Annotated in this window: 17 protein-coding genes; 14 read left to right on the top strand and 3 right to left on the bottom strand. The window is 49.4% G+C overall.

Annotation, left to right across the window (positions count from 1 at the left end; all coding sequences use genetic code 11):
• The first annotated feature begins 139 nt into the window (after window positions 1-139).
• The 6 genes from CWE09_RS07735 (at window position 140) to CWE09_RS07710 (ending at window position 6,552) form a co-directional block, all read left to right on the top strand.
• Window positions 140-1,390 (top strand): efflux RND transporter periplasmic adaptor subunit, encoded by a 1,251-nt coding sequence (locus tag CWE09_RS07735; protein WP_126803397.1) that lies wholly within the window; start codon window positions 140-142, stop codon window positions 1,388-1,390.
• A 12-nt stretch (window positions 1,391-1,402) separates the two neighbouring features.
• The gene (locus CWE09_RS07730) at window positions 1,403-2,140 is read left to right on the top strand and encodes an ABC transporter ATP-binding protein (protein WP_126803396.1); all 738 of its coding nucleotides are present in this window, start codon (window positions 1,403-1,405) and stop codon (window positions 2,138-2,140) included.
• Window positions 2,133-4,544 (top strand): ABC transporter permease, encoded by a 2,412-nt coding sequence (locus tag CWE09_RS07725; protein WP_126803395.1) that lies wholly within the window; start codon window positions 2,133-2,135, stop codon window positions 4,542-4,544. The genes CWE09_RS07730 and CWE09_RS07725 overlap by 8 nt, the downstream gene beginning before the upstream one ends.
• Before the next feature lie 257 nt (window positions 4,545-4,801).
• Complete coding sequence (locus tag CWE09_RS07720; RefSeq protein ID WP_126803394.1) at window positions 4,802-5,104, top strand: helix-turn-helix domain-containing protein; 303 nt, start codon at window positions 4,802-4,804, stop codon at window positions 5,102-5,104.
• A 112-nt stretch (window positions 5,105-5,216) separates the two neighbouring features.
• On the top strand, window positions 5,217-6,092 hold the full coding sequence (locus CWE09_RS07715; protein WP_126803393.1) for a bile acid:sodium symporter family protein: 876 nt from the start codon (window positions 5,217-5,219) through the stop codon (window positions 6,090-6,092).
• 61 nt (window positions 6,093-6,153) lie between these two features.
• Window positions 6,154-6,552 carry a hypothetical protein gene (locus CWE09_RS07710; RefSeq protein WP_198679668.1) on the top strand — a complete coding sequence of 133 codons (399 nt, stop codon included), beginning with the start codon at window positions 6,154-6,156 and terminating at the stop codon, window positions 6,550-6,552.
• On the opposite strand, the gene CWE09_RS07705 is transcribed toward CWE09_RS07710, so the two are convergent.
• Window positions 6,533-7,339, bottom strand: a complete 807-nt coding sequence (locus CWE09_RS07705; RefSeq protein ID WP_126803392.1) for a cysteine hydrolase family protein — start codon at window positions 7,337-7,339, stop codon at window positions 6,533-6,535. The genes CWE09_RS07710 and CWE09_RS07705 overlap by 20 nt on opposite strands.
• Before the next feature lie 191 nt (window positions 7,340-7,530).
• Here CWE09_RS07705 and CWE09_RS07700 point away from each other — a divergent pair, with 191 nt between their 5' ends.
• From CWE09_RS07700 to CWE09_RS07690, 3 genes are all read left to right on the top strand, one after another.
• Window positions 7,531-7,746 carry a VF530 family protein gene (locus CWE09_RS07700; protein ID WP_126803942.1) on the top strand — a complete coding sequence of 72 codons (216 nt, stop codon included), beginning with the start codon at window positions 7,531-7,533 and terminating at the stop codon, window positions 7,744-7,746.
• A 69-nt stretch (window positions 7,747-7,815) separates the two neighbouring features.
• A complete protein-coding gene (locus CWE09_RS07695; RefSeq protein WP_126803391.1) occupies window positions 7,816-8,799 on the top strand; it encodes a YihY/virulence factor BrkB family protein in 984 nt (327 codons plus the stop codon).
• 78 nt (window positions 8,800-8,877) lie between these two features.
• Complete coding sequence (locus CWE09_RS07690) at window positions 8,878-9,480, top strand: dihydrofolate reductase family protein (RefSeq protein WP_126803390.1); 603 nt, start codon at window positions 8,878-8,880, stop codon at window positions 9,478-9,480.
• A gap of 67 nt (window positions 9,481-9,547) precedes the next feature.
• Here CWE09_RS07690 and CWE09_RS07685 read toward each other — a convergent pair whose 3' ends face one another.
• Window positions 9,548-9,685: a DUF3096 domain-containing protein gene (locus CWE09_RS07685; RefSeq protein ID WP_126803389.1), complete on the bottom strand. Its 138-nt coding sequence runs from the start codon at window positions 9,683-9,685 to the stop codon at window positions 9,548-9,550.
• A gap of 474 nt (window positions 9,686-10,159) precedes the next feature.
• On the opposite strand from CWE09_RS07685, the gene CWE09_RS07680 reads away from it, so the two are divergent.
• Both CWE09_RS07680 and CWE09_RS07675 read left to right on the top strand, forming a co-directional pair.
• A complete protein-coding gene (locus CWE09_RS07680; protein ID WP_126803388.1) occupies window positions 10,160-10,678 on the top strand; it encodes a hypothetical protein in 519 nt (172 codons plus the stop codon).
• 69 nt (window positions 10,679-10,747) lie between these two features.
• On the top strand, window positions 10,748-11,416 hold the full coding sequence (locus tag CWE09_RS07675) for a hypothetical protein (RefSeq protein ID WP_126803387.1): 669 nt from the start codon (window positions 10,748-10,750) through the stop codon (window positions 11,414-11,416).
• Between the two features lie 6 nt (window positions 11,417-11,422).
• Here the strand turns inward: CWE09_RS07675 and CWE09_RS07670 are convergent, their stop codons facing one another.
• Complete coding sequence (locus tag CWE09_RS07670; protein WP_126803386.1) at window positions 11,423-11,872, bottom strand: hypothetical protein; 450 nt, start codon at window positions 11,870-11,872, stop codon at window positions 11,423-11,425.
• 174 nt (window positions 11,873-12,046) lie between these two features.
• On the opposite strand from CWE09_RS07670, the gene CWE09_RS07665 reads away from it, so the two are divergent.
• From CWE09_RS07665 to CWE09_RS07655, 3 genes are read left to right on the top strand one after another with little or no spacing between them, the layout of a single operon-like run.
• Entirely contained in the window at window positions 12,047-13,039 is a 993-nt protein-coding gene (locus CWE09_RS07665; protein ID WP_126803385.1) for a sensor histidine kinase, read from the top strand.
• Window positions 13,003-13,737: a LytR/AlgR family response regulator transcription factor gene (locus CWE09_RS07660; protein WP_241974319.1), complete on the top strand. Its 735-nt coding sequence runs from the start codon at window positions 13,003-13,005 to the stop codon at window positions 13,735-13,737. The genes CWE09_RS07665 and CWE09_RS07660 overlap by 37 nt, the downstream gene beginning before the upstream one ends.
• A complete protein-coding gene (locus CWE09_RS07655) occupies window positions 13,734-15,110 on the top strand; it encodes an amidohydrolase family protein (RefSeq protein WP_126803384.1) in 1,377 nt (458 codons plus the stop codon). The genes CWE09_RS07660 and CWE09_RS07655 overlap by 4 nt, the downstream gene beginning before the upstream one ends.
• Window positions 15,111-15,277: the final 167 nt, after the last annotated feature.

The following is a 15,277-nucleotide window of genomic DNA, read 5'->3' as shown; positions in this document are numbered from 1 at the left end:
GACACCTGGGTGTGTTATCAGCGGACACTTAAGAATGAGCGTGTTAGATAACCTATTGATTTAAAAGAAATACATAATTGGCACGAAACTCGGATAACTCATTGCATAAGGTAAACCTGAGATAACCGAGAGACACACCATGGACCGACAGTTAGAGAAAAAACGATTCCCCGTTAAAAAGCTTGGTATGGCAGCCGTGTTGATTGCCATAAGTGTCGTTGCTGTGTGGCAGCTGAACCCTTCACAGAGCCGCTTACAAAGCACGCTTACCCTACAGGACATCAGCGTTGCCACTGTTGAGCCGCGGGTACTGCGTGAAAGTATCAGCCTGCGTGCCAGCGCCGTTCCGCAGCAGACGGTCTTTCTTGATCTCACCGACGGTGGTCGTGTGGAGGAACGTCTGGTTGAGCAGGGCAGCTACGTGGAGAAAGGCGACCCACTGGTGCAACTGAGCAATACCAGTTTGCAGCTGGATCTTATTAGCCGCGAAGCCCAGGTCACCGAGCAGATGAATTTTTTGCGCAACACCCAGATGACCATAGAAACCAATCACCTCAACCTGCAGCGCGACATCCTGGATTTAAAATACCAGATCCAGACGTTGAAACGCCATATCGAGCAAAGCGAAAAATTGCATGCCCGTTCTATGCTCTCCGAAGAGGAGCTGACCAGCCTGCGTCAAAGTCTGAGCTACCAGCAAAGCCTGCTGGAACTGGCGCGTCAGCGTCAAACCACCGAAGAAGCCATTCGTGAACTGCAACTGAGTCAGCTTGAAGACAGCGTCGATATGCTGACCCGTAACCTCGAATTCGCCCGCCAGAATGTAAGTAACTTACTGGTGCGTGCGCCTATCAGTGGGTATTTGAGCGAGTTTAACGTCGAGACCGGCGAGTCCCGCGGCGCTGGTAGTCGCCTGGGTCAGATTGACTTACCCGAGCGCTACAAGCTGGTGGCCAGCATTGATGAGTTTTATCTCAACCGGGTGCAACTGGGCATGTCGGCCAGCGCAACTATTGCTGGTCAAACACTGGATTTAAAAGTGGATCGTATCGACAGCCGGGTTACCAGCAGCCAGTTCCAGATTGAGTTTTATCTTACCGACGACATACGCATGACCCGTGGACAGTCGTTCAACCTGACCCTGCACCTGGAAGATGGCGAAAAGAAGAGTCTGGCAATCCCACGCGGCCCCTTCCTGCAGGAAAGCGGTGGCCACTTTGTCTATGTGTTTGACGAGGATTCACGCCGTGCCGTGCGCACCCCAGTGCGCTTAGGGCGGCAGACTCCACAGTGGGTCGAAGTGTTAGAAGGCGTGTCTGCGGGCACCAGAATCATCACATCAAGCTATCGCGATTTTCAACAAGCCGATAGTATTCAGATACAACAATAAGGAAAATCCCCGATGACTCACATAGTAAATAAGTCACTCATAAGCCTGGATAACCTGTCTCGTGTATTTAAAACCGAGCAGCTGGAAACCACTGCTTTGAATGCCATTAACCTGAATATCCAGGCCGGTGACTTTGTCGCCATCATGGGGCCTTCAGGGTGTGGAAAGTCGACCCTGCTGAGCATTTTAGGCATGCTCGATTCGCCCAGCTCCGGTGCCTATCAGTTCAAAGGCCATGACATTGCCGGCTACAACGAGCGTAAACTGGCAGATTTGCGTAAATCCGAGCTGGGCTTTGTGTTTCAAAGCTTCAACCTGATTGACGAGTTAAGCGTGCGTGAGAACGTTGAGCTGCCCCTGCAATACATAGGCATGCCTAAGCAACAGCGGCGTGAGCGTGCTGAAGAAATCCTCAAGCGCATGCATATCGATCACCGTGCTGAGCACCGCCCTATTCAGCTCTCCGGTGGTCAGCAGCAGCGGGTTGCAGTGGCGCGAGCACTGGTGATTAACCCGGCGGTGATCCTGGCCGATGAGCCCACAGGTAACCTGGATTCAAAAAACAGTGACGATGTGATGCAGCTACTGCGTCAGCTCAATAAAGAGGGCACCACCATTGTCATGGTCACCCACGCTGAGCACGAAGCACGTTATGCCAGTCGCATTGTGCGCATGCTTGATGGCCGTATTGTTTCTGAGAACGTCAGCGAGCAGAGCAGCGAAGCTGCCGGCGAGGTGAGCCATGCGTGAACAAGCCGCTATGTTTGCCAGTTATCTGAAAACCGGCCTGCGCGCGTTACTGCGCCAAAAGGTCCACCTGGCGCTGAATCTAATTGGCCTCTCGGTAGGTTTGGCCGCCGCCGTGCTGATATTGCTCTACGTGCAGTTTGAACGTGGTTATGACCAGATGCACCCGCAGGCGGAACAGACTTATCGGGTGGAACAGTTATTTGTGCCGCTGGATCAGCGATTTCCTATCAGTAGCCCGGCGATCCTGGGTGAGTTTCAGACCTTTGATGCACGTATTGAAGGCACCCGCATGTTTGCCGGCTCAGACAATGTGCGTCCGCCCAATGCCCAGTTACCGCTGCAGCTTGAGACGATGAGCATCGAAGCAAACTTCACTGACTATTTTACCTTCGACACCATCGCCGGTGACTTTGCGCGGGTAGTCAGTGACCCAGGTTTTATTGCGCTCACCCGCGAGCAGTCGCAGCGTTTGTTTGGGCGCAGCGACAGTGTGGGCGAGACGCTGACCGGTGAGAACCAGGTATTCACAGTGGCGGCGGTTATCGAGCTGCCGGAGCAAAGCCATTTTCATGCCGATTCATTGCGTCTGGCCGCCGAAGCGGATCTTAGCCAGCCGTTGATGATGAACAATGCCTTTGTGTATGTGCATATTCCGGATGATGTGGATCATGAGCAACTGCTGGCGAGCGTGTCGCAGGCACTTAACGACAAGGCGTATAGCGGTCAGACCATGGCAACTATTCATCTGCGTGCCCTTACCGACATTCACCTGCGCTCGCAGTTGTCCTATGAGCATAAAACCAACGGCTCGCGGGCTACGCTACTGACTGCTTCAGTGCTGGCAGGGCTGTTGCTGTTGGTGGCGAGCATCAACTTTATTAATATGAGCATTGCCCGCTCGGGCAGTCGCGCCAAAGAAGTCGGCGTGCGTAAAACTTTAGGCGCGAGCCGCTGGCAGCTATTTACCCAATTCATGCTCGAGTCACTGATGGTGGCCTTTATTGCGGGATTTCTTGCTGCCGTCATGGTCGAACTGGGTGTGGGGGCCTTCAGTAGCCTGGTCAACCGTCCTATTAGCCTTGAATATTTCGGAAGCTTCGGTGCTCTGTTGTTGCTGTGTAGCGCGGTGATTGGTGTGCTTGCAGGGATTTATCCGGCGCTCTTTATTTCAGCGTTTAATGCCAAACGGGTGCTGAGCGGCGATTTACAGCGCGGAAGCACGGCAGTGTGGGTGCGCAAAGGCCTGTTGGTAGCACAAGGCGCTATTACTGTAGCGCTGCTGATTGGCAGTGCAATACTCCAGCAACAGCTTAATATTCTGCTGAATCAGGACACCGGTTATCAAACCGAAGCACGTCTGATTGTGCATGGCATTGATAACGAGCAACTGATGTGGTCAGACAATCAAAGCCTGTTAACGGACATCACCACGATGCCAGGTGTACGTGCGGCGAGCGCGATGGACATTGACCTCACCAATACCTACTCACAGATAGCCACGCTGCGTATTCCAGGGCAAACGGAAGCGGATCGCTTACCACCGGTGGCAAGTTTTGGTGCCGCCTATCACTTTGTTGAAGCGACAGGTTTGAACTTACGGGCAGGGCGCGACTTTGATCCTAACCGTCAGGCGGACTGGTTTGCATTGGGTGAAGAGCAGGCCAGTGCATCTGCCATTGTCACCGCATCGCTGGCACGCCAGGCGGGCTACAGCAATGTGGAAGAGGTCATTGGTCAGCGCTGGATGGTGGATGACGCCATGCCAACCGAGCTGCATATTGTTGGTGTAGTCGATGACTTCCAGGTTGGCCCGGCACTGCGACGCATGGAGCCGGCAGTGATCATCGCAGGGCGCTCGCCAATGAACTACGCCAATATGATCATCCATTTAGAGCCTGCCACCGCGCTACGTACCCGCGCTGAGATTGAAGGCATGCTGCAGCAACGCCTGAACCGTATGGATATTCGTACTTCATGGCTGGGTGCTGACTTCACTGCCATGTACCAGAATCAGCAGCGGCAGCGGACCATCATTATGTTGTTCGCAGGCCTGGCGATTTTACTGACCTGTATCGGGCTATTCGGCCTCGCCGCCTTCAGTGCCGAGCAACGCAGCAAAGAAGTCGCCATGCGCAAAGTACTCGGCGCCTCGCGTATGCGAATCGTCAACACCCTGGCTAAAGAATACATGGTGCTGATGGCTATCAGCGTTCTGGTCGCAGTCCCCGGCACCTACTTTTTAGTAGAATGGTGGCTCTCCGGCTTTAACGTACGAGCCAGCCAGAACGCAGCCCTCTACCTGGCAGCCGCCACGCTGACCTTCGCCATCTGCTGGCTCACGGTAGCAGGCATCAGCATGCGGGTAGCCAGTCGCAAACCTGGGTTGGTCCTACGGCAGTTTTGATGGAAATTTTATAGCCGCAGGGATGCGGCTTTTAGGTGTTCCTTTGCAATGCCGGTGCTGTCTGTAATTGCGTATTTATTTGTTGATGGTAGCGGGGCGTAGCATGTTGGCTCACAATGTGAGGAATCAAAACAGTTGAAAACATACCCTAGCGGAGTACACTTTGATTTATAAGACTAGAGAGTTTCTCGGTTTCAGCCAGGGCGAGCTAGATGAACTTGTCAAATGTGGGGAACTAATAGTAGTAGGTGATGACAATGAGTGACATTTTAAAATCAGTCCATAGAACCGCTAAGGGGCTTAAGAAAACAGGTGTTATCGACAAAGCTACCATGCGTAACTTTGACGCAATGTGCTTAACAACGGTTCACGAGTTTACGCCTGCCCAGGTCCGCAATCTAAGATTAAAATACAACCTTTCTCAGCCTGTGTTTGCACAGTACTTTAACGTGAGCGATAAACTGGTGAAAAAGTGGGAACAAGGCGATAGTTCACCACGAGGGGCTGCTTTGAAAATGTTATCCATAGCTGAAAAAAAAGGACTTGAGGTAATCGCGTAGTAAAGCTCATAGTGGGGTAATGACGTATTAACCTCGCCCTGCGCATGGTCGCCTTTTCAGCCTAAGTCGGCTAAGGTAGGCCACATATAACTAATAACCACCAGCCCACACTATGACCAATAGTATTTTTTCCCAGTTAGTATTGCCGCTAAGCCTGTTTATTATCATGTTCGGTATGGGCCTGAGCTTGCAACGCCAGGATTTCGCCCGTGTGGTGAAATTCCCCAAAGCGGTGACCATAGGGCTGTTAGGTCAAATGGTGTTGTTGCCTGCGATGGGCTTTCTTATCGCTGCATTGTTTGTAGGCACACCCGCGTTGGCCGTTGGCTTGGTCTTGCTGGCGGCCTGTCCAGGCGGCACCACGTCCAATTTAATTTCATATCATGCCCGCGGCGATCTTGCGCTGTCGGTGACGCTGACTGCCATTACCAGTGTACTGACTATCATCACGATTCCGATCGTGGTGGGTTTGGCACTTGCCGTATTTAAGAATACCAATGTACCCATCGAATTACCCATCACCCGCATGGTACTGACGCTATTTGTTATCACCTTACTGCCCATTTCCCTTGGCATGTTGGTGCGCGGTTTACGCACACAGCTAGCGCAGCGTTTAGAGCCTAAAATAAGTGCCTTTGGTGCGATTTTCTTAGGCCTACTGATTATCATTATCCTGTATGAGCAAGGCGACAGTTTGCTCGGCCAGTTAGTGAGTGCAGGGCCCAGTACACTGCTGTTGAATGTTGTGATGATGGCCATCGGCTTTCTGTTGGCAGTATGGTTCAACCTCAATGACCGTCAGCGCGCCTCTATTACTGTTGAAGTTGGCGTACAAAACTCAACCTTAGCTATTCTCATTGCCTCGACAGTGCTTAATGACGGCACTATTGCACTGCCAGCTGCCATGTATTCATTAGCGATGTACCTGACCGGTGGCAGCTTTATCATCTGGCGTCGGTGGCAGGGTAAGCGCGCTGTTGCGCTGTAACTGCTTAAGGTCAGCTTCCAATGCAGTTGTGGGTAGAACGGCTGGGAAAAGGGGGAGGTATATGGATATCAGAGCCGTGAATAAAATTGTCTTAACTATTTGGTGTGCTGGCTTAGTTGTCGGAGGTGCGACGCATGTATTCGACAATATCTATTTTGGATTCCTGCCGTACAGGTTTGCGCCCGATTGGTTGAACATTTATTGGTCTTCTCTAGGTCTGTTGGACTTTTTAGCGGTTTTCTTATTGTGGAAGAATCGTAAGTGGGGGATTCTACTGACGATTGCAATAATGATAAGCAATGTGGCAGTTAACTCGTTAGCGCTGCATCCCCTGGGTGTAATTTCAGAAAGCCTGCCATTACAACTTCAAAGTCTCTTTTTAGGTTTTTGTTTAGGTTCAGCATATTTATTGTGGCAACCGCAGAGGTTGCCAGTTAAACCTAGCGCTGAGTCGGCTTAGATTCCTGCAGCCGTTTGGTCTCTGTGGTAAACCCCCAGCACTGCCATGTGTTGATGAGCACGGCCTCTTTACAGAAATCCGGATTTGAGGTGCCGGTAGCATCTTCAATGAGCAGCACATTGTAGTCACGAAAACTGGCGTCCTCCATGGTTGTCGCTACACACTGGTCAGTATTGACTCCCGTAAAGAGAAGCGTGTTGAGACCTTGCGTGCGTAAAATCTGATCCAGCTGTGTCCCATAAAAAGCATTGTCACGATTCTTTTCCACGACCAGGTCATTCTCGTCCTGCAGACGTTTAAGCGGTTCCACCACCTGGGTTCCCCAGGTACCAGAGGATAATGCCTTATAATCACCTAACGACTCACCGATGCCTGTCATCTCAATGGTTTTTTTGTACTGATAAAGTGTCGGGGCGCTCAAAGCCTGCAAATCATGTCGGCTTGCCCAGACTACCCAAATAACCGGCAGGCTGTGCTGCCGCGCCCAGGCGATGGTACGCTCGATACCGGGTATCACCTGGCGGCCCTTAGCTGTATCAAACCCAGCTTGATCAGCCCAGCCCCCTTTACTGCAAAAATCATTCTGCATATCCACAATGATAAGGGCCATACGGGCTGTGTCTTCGACAATAGGCATTTCATCGCTATCAATACGAAGCAGCGTGCCCCTGGGGCGATGGTTGGGGGACAGGTCAATGTAATCGGCTTCGACATGCCAGCATTCGCTGTCGGCACCAAGCTGAAAGCCACCCTGCTTGGTTCTGCGGTACATCTCAGGTTTTGACATAAAATACTCCTACGCTGAAATGAGTATACTTTTATCGTAGGAGACTCTTTAGCGCCTGTCAGGGCCCAGGCAGTTATTCGATCGCAAGCGGTGCATTTGTTTGTCAGTTAATGAGCATTCTCTGTTAGAATCCATCCCAACGAAAGCCACTATTTATAGGTATGGCAACCGCAACAATTGAGAGTGATTTAATGAGTGCACAACAGAATAACCCGCTTCATGGCCTGACTTTAGAATATGTTTTGACCCGACTGTACGAACATTATGGTTGGGAGCGTCTATATGAACAAATCAACATCAACTGTTTCTCCAATGAGCCGTCGATCAAGTCGTCTTTAAAGTTCCTGCGCAGAACCAAATGGGCCCGGAGCAAAGTCGAAGCCTTGTATGTCAGTACCTTTGCCTGAATTCAGGTAAAAATTTGCTAAGCTTGTCTTCAGGTAACATTTAAAAGCCAGCAACCTGAGGAAGGCTCTATGCCAGCAGAAACATCTTCCGACGATAGACGTGGGCGAAAAGCTAGCAAGCCAACGAAAATACCCTGGCGAGGATGGTATGACATCGGTCGCCGGGTCATGGCTAATGTGGGGCGCCACAATATATCGCTTATCGCCGCAGGGGTGGCGCTATTTTTAATGCTGTCTATCTTTCCGGCCCTGAATGTCGCCGTTTCTCTTTATGCGCTTGTTTCCTCCCCTGAGAACATCATTTCCCACATAGAACCACTTCGGCAGCTGTTGCCTGAACAGGCATTCGATATATTAAGAGAGCAGCTTACTGAGCTATCGGATGCCGACGGCGCTGCTCTTAACTTAACGCTGCTGGTTTCGCTGATTGTGGGGTTTTGGGTGGCGCGCAAGGGCGCTCGGGCACTGATTATAGCCTGCAATATTGTGTACGATGAAGATGAAAAGCGGCCTTTCTGGGGACTCTTGGCGGTATCGTTTTTATTTACGGTGGTAGGTGTTTTCGGCTTTGTTGCTTTAGCCTTGCTGGCCATTTTATTACCTATCGTCCTTAACATGGTGCCCTTGGGCGGGTTTGTGGAAACTTTACTGAGAGTTTTACGTTGGCCTATTCTCGCTATGATATTCATCTTTGTACTGGAATGCGTTTACCGCTTCGCCCCCAATAGAAAAAACGCCAAATGGCGCTGGGTTAGCGTAGGTGCGGTCATTGCGACAGTGTTGTGGATTGCGGCTTCTATCGGCTTCAGTATCTATGTGCAAAATTTCACCAATTTCAATGAAACCTACGGCGCTATTGGCGGTGTGATCGTGCTCATCCTGTGGTTTTATATCAGCGCCCTTGTGGTGCTGCTGGGAGCCGAGATAAACGCGGAGATGGAACATCAAACAAAAGTCGACTCAACGGTCGGGGAAGATAAACCCATGGGCGAGCGCGGCGCCTACGTAGCCGACACTGTCGGCTCAGAGCCAGAAGATAAAGACAGTAAATAGCTTGTTTTCTTTGTCTATTCTACGGTTCTCCAACCGACTATCAGCTATTACTATCAATTAGCTGGAAGGAGAATCGCCATGAGAAAAATCATCGCCCTTACATTTATGAGTATTGACGGGGTTATGCAAGCGCCAGGGCACCCGCAGGAGGACACCGACAACGACTTTAAGTACGGTGGGTGGCTTGTTCCACATTTTGACGAGCAGCTGGGTGCCATTATGGATAAGCAGATGACTATGCCACTTGATCTGCTGCTTGGCAGAAAGACTTACGAAACCTTTGCCTCACATTGGCCGGAGCACGAAAGCGAATGGCCTGGCATTAACTCGGCGACTAAATATGTTGTCTCAAAGACTCAGACCGACCCCTTGTGGGAAAACACAGTCTATATCAACGACGATGTGGTTGAAGAAATACGCCGGCTGAAGCAACAAGACGGCCCTGATCTTCAGGTGCACGGCAGCAGTCAGCTTCTGCAGACGCTATTCAAGCACGACTTAGTGGACAAGCTATGGCTCAAGATATTCCCCCTGACCCTGGGCACAGGTAAGCGCCTTTTCAGCCATGGCAACATTCCGGCGAGATTTGAGCTTCAACACTCGGAGTCAACTTCAAAAGGTGTCATTGTTGCAGAATACGAGCGGACAGGGGATGTTAAAACAGGGACGGTTGGGGCTTAAAATTCAGTGTTTGTACGGCAGGCGTTAAACACGAATAGCCCGGCGATTACACCGGGCTCTCTCAAACTTACAGACCAAAAATCTGGATTACTCCGATAGCAATCAGATAGATAGCCACAACGTAGTTTAAGATCTTAGGCTTGATCAGTATCAGAATACCGGCAATGATAGAAATCACGGGAATAAGAGAAATATGCAGGTTCATAATCTTGTCCTTTTTTTATGATTGATCGTCAGTGATGTACCAAATCATTGTGCGGCCAGGTGAGAATTATAGCAATGCATTCCGGACAAGCTGCTTTTTTACGGTAACTTCCAGAATGCAAAGCTAAGCCAGCTCGCGCGACCTTAAATTTATGCTTACCCATCCTACAATATTTTCTACGCTAGAAGTGAACCTTGCCAAGAAATCAATCCGGCATCTGCTAAAGGACGGCCGTGATATGGAGCTGTTGAGTGCCTAGGCTTTCGCAACTCGGGTTGCAATACTCAATTCAACCTTATAACCTACTAACATAATCTTTACAAAAAAGCGCCACGCGCAATTGCTTTAAAGGATTAGAGCACACTACCCCATCGACTCTTTTTCAATTCAGCATCCGTATGAAACAAGACTGCGTGATAATACACGGTAGCGCAAAAGTACGAGCGTGCCACCAAATAAAAAACAAGGATCGATATGCCTACTTCTATCAATACGATTTTGAGCGACACAATAATTAGAGCTGGAAAAACCATCTTATGGCTTTTAACTCCTGTCATCGCGCTGTTAGCAACTGGTTATTGGGTGAATCGAATTCGCTTGTTTGAGTTGGACTCTTTGATGTTATCCAAGCTGGTTGAGTGGAGCATAGTTTTAATAGTTGTCGCTCTTGTGAGGCGTTACAGCATTAGCTGCAAGGGTAGTGGGTTGAGCAGGCTATCCAGAGTTCACCGGTTGGCCGCATTCTTGTCCGGATATTTTATCTTGGTTATGGCGGTTTTTGGAGGGTTCGCGTTATTCTTTGGCACAGCTTCTGAGCCGCAAGTTGAGCTTGCTGTTCTAACAAGTTTCTTTAGTAAGCCGTTTTTCTTTGCGCTGGAAATTATCTTGTTGTTGTTAGTTTTGTTCGTCGCGCCTTTAAAAAAAGTGAGCAAGGAAAAAACAACAGAAAAAGATACTAAAAGCTCAGCTCAACCTAATACAAGTGAAGTGTAGCTCAATACAGGGCGCGCTTGAAAATCTGGCGAGCATTGGGCCGAGAGACTGAAACAGGGAATGTCGAATATGAAAGCTTTTGCGCCTTTTTTTATCTTGGTTATGCTCGCTGGTTGCGCCTCTCAGAAAGTCTTTTTGAATGACCATATGCTCAATGAAGCAAGTGTTAAGCAGGTACAGGAGTTGCTTGAGAGCGAAGGCTTTGAGGTACAGGTAATATCGCTACAACCACCTGCCTCTATCGACTCTTCGACACTTTTAAGTGGATCAAGGGCCACTTTCGGACCGTCGGTTGATAGGCTTGTAAAGGCTCTGGATGAATTAGGGTACCAAAACATCAATACCGTAATTGTTCAGAAGGGCAACCATTGGTATCGGGGCAATAATATAGGCCTTTACCTGTTTGATGCTGAGCTTACTGGAAAGCCCGGACGCAATGTACAGGGGGAGTATAGAGCCGAAGATTGTGAGTCGATGGAAACACTTACCTTAACGAGAGACCAGGAGTTTATCATCACCTTCTCAGATAGTGAGCTGCTAGAAGGCAATTGGGCGGTTGAAAGCATGCCATACATACACCTGTTCAGTAGCACTCCGCGTCTTAATTTTTATTATCAGGTCGAATTTGATAGGAAAAAAGACTTTTCTTGGGAGGTAGATATTGTTCGCCTGCATCCGCTTGGGAATAACGTGTACATTCAAGATTGTGTTTTCGTTAAAGGAGTAAGAGTTAATTAAGCGGCTTTATCGCTTGGAACGTACCGGAGGGAGCAGGCGCATCAACCACAGAATGATCCAGGCGTGGGCCAGGCCGCATAGAGGCGCTAAGACATAACCCTGAATGGGTGCTTGCTCAGCGAGAAGCACGAACAGTCCCAGGTTAAACATGACCACCAGCGCCGGAAACGTAATGTGAAAGGGCGCATTCAAATGGCGCAGTAAATAATAAGCGGGCGCAATGAATACCAGATAGAGCGCAAAGCCGATAAAGGCAAACAGCCCTGCGATGATTACCAGATCCGCTACTAAAAGGGGCGAACCTTCCGCGAGCAGCTCGTAGGCCCCAGCCAGGAATAGCACCGCGAAAGGCACCGAAATGCAAGCAACCGCAATCGCCACTATCAGTTGCCAGCTATAGACCCAGATCAGTACCGCAAGCAGCAGTAAAACAATCAGTGGAGCGAAGAAATTCATAGTCATCCCTTTTTTGATATTTCGTTTGTCAGCCCCTGGGCGCCTTTCAAACACTACCATTCAAGCCCAACCTTTGGCGATTAAGACACAAGATCCTACCGTTCAGACATTCCTTAGTTGTAACTTTTTACCCTTCAGGCTAGCTTAGCGAACAAATCACTCTACGTATCTTTTATGAAATTTAATAACAAAGAAAAGCTATTTATCTCGGCTTTGCTTGTGCTTTTGTACCTGATTCCGGCGGGCCTGGAGTGGATGCAGTTTGAGCGGGCGAACCTGTCACTGATTGTTATTAGCCTGCCCATCTGGCTTTTATTTTTCTTCCTTGGTCCATTCTGGCTTTTTTACTTGCTGCAAAAAACTAAGTTGATAGGCAATTTGAATGTCTTCATACAGGGTTTTATCTATGTACTGATGATGTTTGTAGGGGCGCACATAGTCAGCGAATTACATGTGCTGGCATTTGCAGATTATCAGTTTCCGCTGGGAGAGCAGTTGGTGTCAGCGCTGCTGTGGGGCGTATTTATATTCGCCATGACTCAGATGTATCTGCTGTATTTGCGTCTGGTGTCAGAGCGCAAGCTTAAGCAGGAAGCTCAATGGATGAACCTGACCAACCGGCTGAACCCTCACTTTCTGTTTAACTCCCTCAATACTATATCGGCGCTGATGCATTCATCGCCGCAAAAAGCAGATGAAGTCCTGCACAAGTTGGCGGATATTCTGCGTTACTCGGTGGATCAGCAAAAAGAATGGGTGTCGCTTGAGCGCGAGCTGAGCATTTGTGAGACCTACTTAGCCATCGAGAAGGCGCGCTATACAGACAACCTGATTATCAACTGGCAACTGGATGAAGCACTCAAGCCAGCCTTGTATAAGGTGCCCCCTTTATTGCTGCAGCCACTGATTGAAAATGTCGTCAAACATGTGAAAAGCCGGCCTATAGAACTAATGATTGGCGTGCATCTGGAAAATGATAGTCTGATTTTTCTGGTACGCGACAACGGTAATGGTTTTGCTGAGTCAGTATTAAGCGCCAAAACGCCTGCGGGCCAGGGGCTGGATATTGTCAGAAAACGGGTCGCCATTGCCGGTGGTTTTATGCAGTTATCTAACCAGGGAGGGGCGGTGTGCAAAATCAGTCTGCCACTACAATCATGCGCGTAATCATTGTTGAAGACGAAGCGCCTGCACGCTTGAAACTTAAAATGCAGCTACAGCAGCTTGAGGATGTGTCCTTGATTGCTGAATGCGATGACCCTGTGCAAGCTATTGAAAAGATTAATAACCTCAAACCCGATATTGTATTTTTGGATATCGAGCTTGGCGAGTTGTCTGGCTTCGATGTGCTGGAAGCTATTAGCCACCCTTGTCACGTAATTTTTACCACCGCCTACAGTCAGTATGCGGTGCAAGCCTTTGAGCGCCGGGCAGTGGATTACCTGCTCAAGCCATTTGACCTCAATCGCTTACACCAGGCCTTGTCGCGCGTGGTGCTGAAGCATACCCCTGATGTTGAACAGAGTGACAGCCAGCTTATCGCCAAAGTGGGCGACAAGATGCATGTTCTGCAGACCTCGGATATCTACTTTTTGAGTGCGGCTCAGGGCATGACGCTGGCCCAGTGCGGTGACCGGGATTATCACCTGGACTTGAGTCTGGAGGTGTTGTTTCAGCAACTGCCGTCGTCATTTTTACGAGTACACCGTAACTGCATCGTAAACAGCAAACTGATCAGCCAGATAGAGAAGTGGCACAACGGTACTTTTTTACTGCGCTTCAAGGAGTTAGCCGCTACGGTCACAACCAGCCGAAGCGGAACAACCGCCATTAAGAAATATTTCGGGATAGGGAAAATGGGATGAAAAAGCTTCTACTACTAATAATACTGCTACTTGCCATTCTATTCGCGAGTTGTCCGAGTTTTGCGACCAGCTTTGTATTGAATAACGTATTACTGCCAGACTTTGAAACACGCCAGTTAAACCCGGTGAATGTGGAAATTGCTGACGGCAAAATTAAGCAGATTGTCGATATTGAAACCGAGCTGTCGCACGCCGATACCCGTGATGGACAGGGGCAGGTGATGATGCCTGCTTTGATCGATATGCATTCCCATAGCATGGGCAACACCTCGTTAGACTATAGCGATCATCAGTACATAGGCATTCGGGGCACGGCCAACGCTATGTTGTATGCCGGTGTGCATGCCTGGCTGGATCTCTTTAGTGATGAAGATGATATTTTCGGGTATCGGAATGAAGGCTTTCCGGACGAGCGCAATGAGGCCTATGTCTTTGCCGCCGGGCCTTGTTTTACCGTTCCAACAGGTCACTGTGATTTTGGTGGCACGCGGTTGATCAGTACCCCTGAAGAAGCGGTGAATGAACTCAGAGATCTGCGCCATGCAAAACCCGATGTAGTTAAAATTGTATTTGATAACGCGGGAAGAGCGCCAACGGTGGATGAAGCAACCTTTGAAGCTTTCTTGAACGAAGCCAGACGTTTGAATATAAATTCCGTGGTGCATATTGGGACATGGGGCGATGTCAGAACCGCAGCCAGGCTGGGTGCCGATGCAGTCACCCATCTGCCACGGGAACCTATGCCAGAGGATATCCCTCAGGTGATGCTGGAAAATGGCACTGTGATCATACCTACTGCCGGCGGTGTACCCGAAGTCATTCGTTTGCATGAACCCAGTGAAGCTGACTTAGCGGCGTCGGTATTGGCCATCCCTATGACAGATGAGCTGGTGAAGGCAAAATTACTTAGAGACTACCCGGTCACAGAGCGACATCAGAATGTCTATGACTGGCTTGCCGGATTAAAAGAAAACGATGCGTTAGCGAACATGCGCGAGTCAATGATTGCCTTGGATCAAGCCGGGGTTGAGATACTGGTAGGTTCCGACTCGGGCAACTTAGCCATGTTCCAGGGGATAGGCTTTCACCGCGAAATGTATTTTTTGCAGGAACTGGGCATGTCGCCCTGGGATATCTTCTTTGGGGCCACCCACAAAGCCTATAACTTCCTGGACTTAGACTGGGGCCTTGAAGCAGGAAAACCGGCCCACTTCACACTGCATTCAGAGCATATTTTTGAGGACCTAAGCCTGTCCACCCAGGTGGAGACTATTTATCTGCATGGCAGAAAAGTCGAGAGAGAACCCTTACTGCGCTACGCTAAACCTGGTTTCTTCCAGTACCTCAGATTGTTTTTTGGTTTGGAAGTGTAGTAGCGGAACGGATTCTGAAAGAGTGAAAATGACAAAGTAAGTGATAGCTGATTAGCATTCCCAGAAACTTTTTGTATTCTCTATATCATTCAGATTTTATCTGCCATAGTTGTCAATTGACAACCTCGGGTGGTGTATCCATACTGGAGACAAGGAATGAGTCGTCC

The organism is Aliidiomarina minuta (genome assembly GCF_003987145.1).
In the GTDB taxonomy this organism is placed as follows: Bacteria; Pseudomonadota; Gammaproteobacteria; order Enterobacterales; family Alteromonadaceae; genus Aliidiomarina; species Aliidiomarina minuta.
Note: the sequence above shows the minus strand (reverse complement) of the source record. Positions and strands in the feature narration are given on the sequence as shown.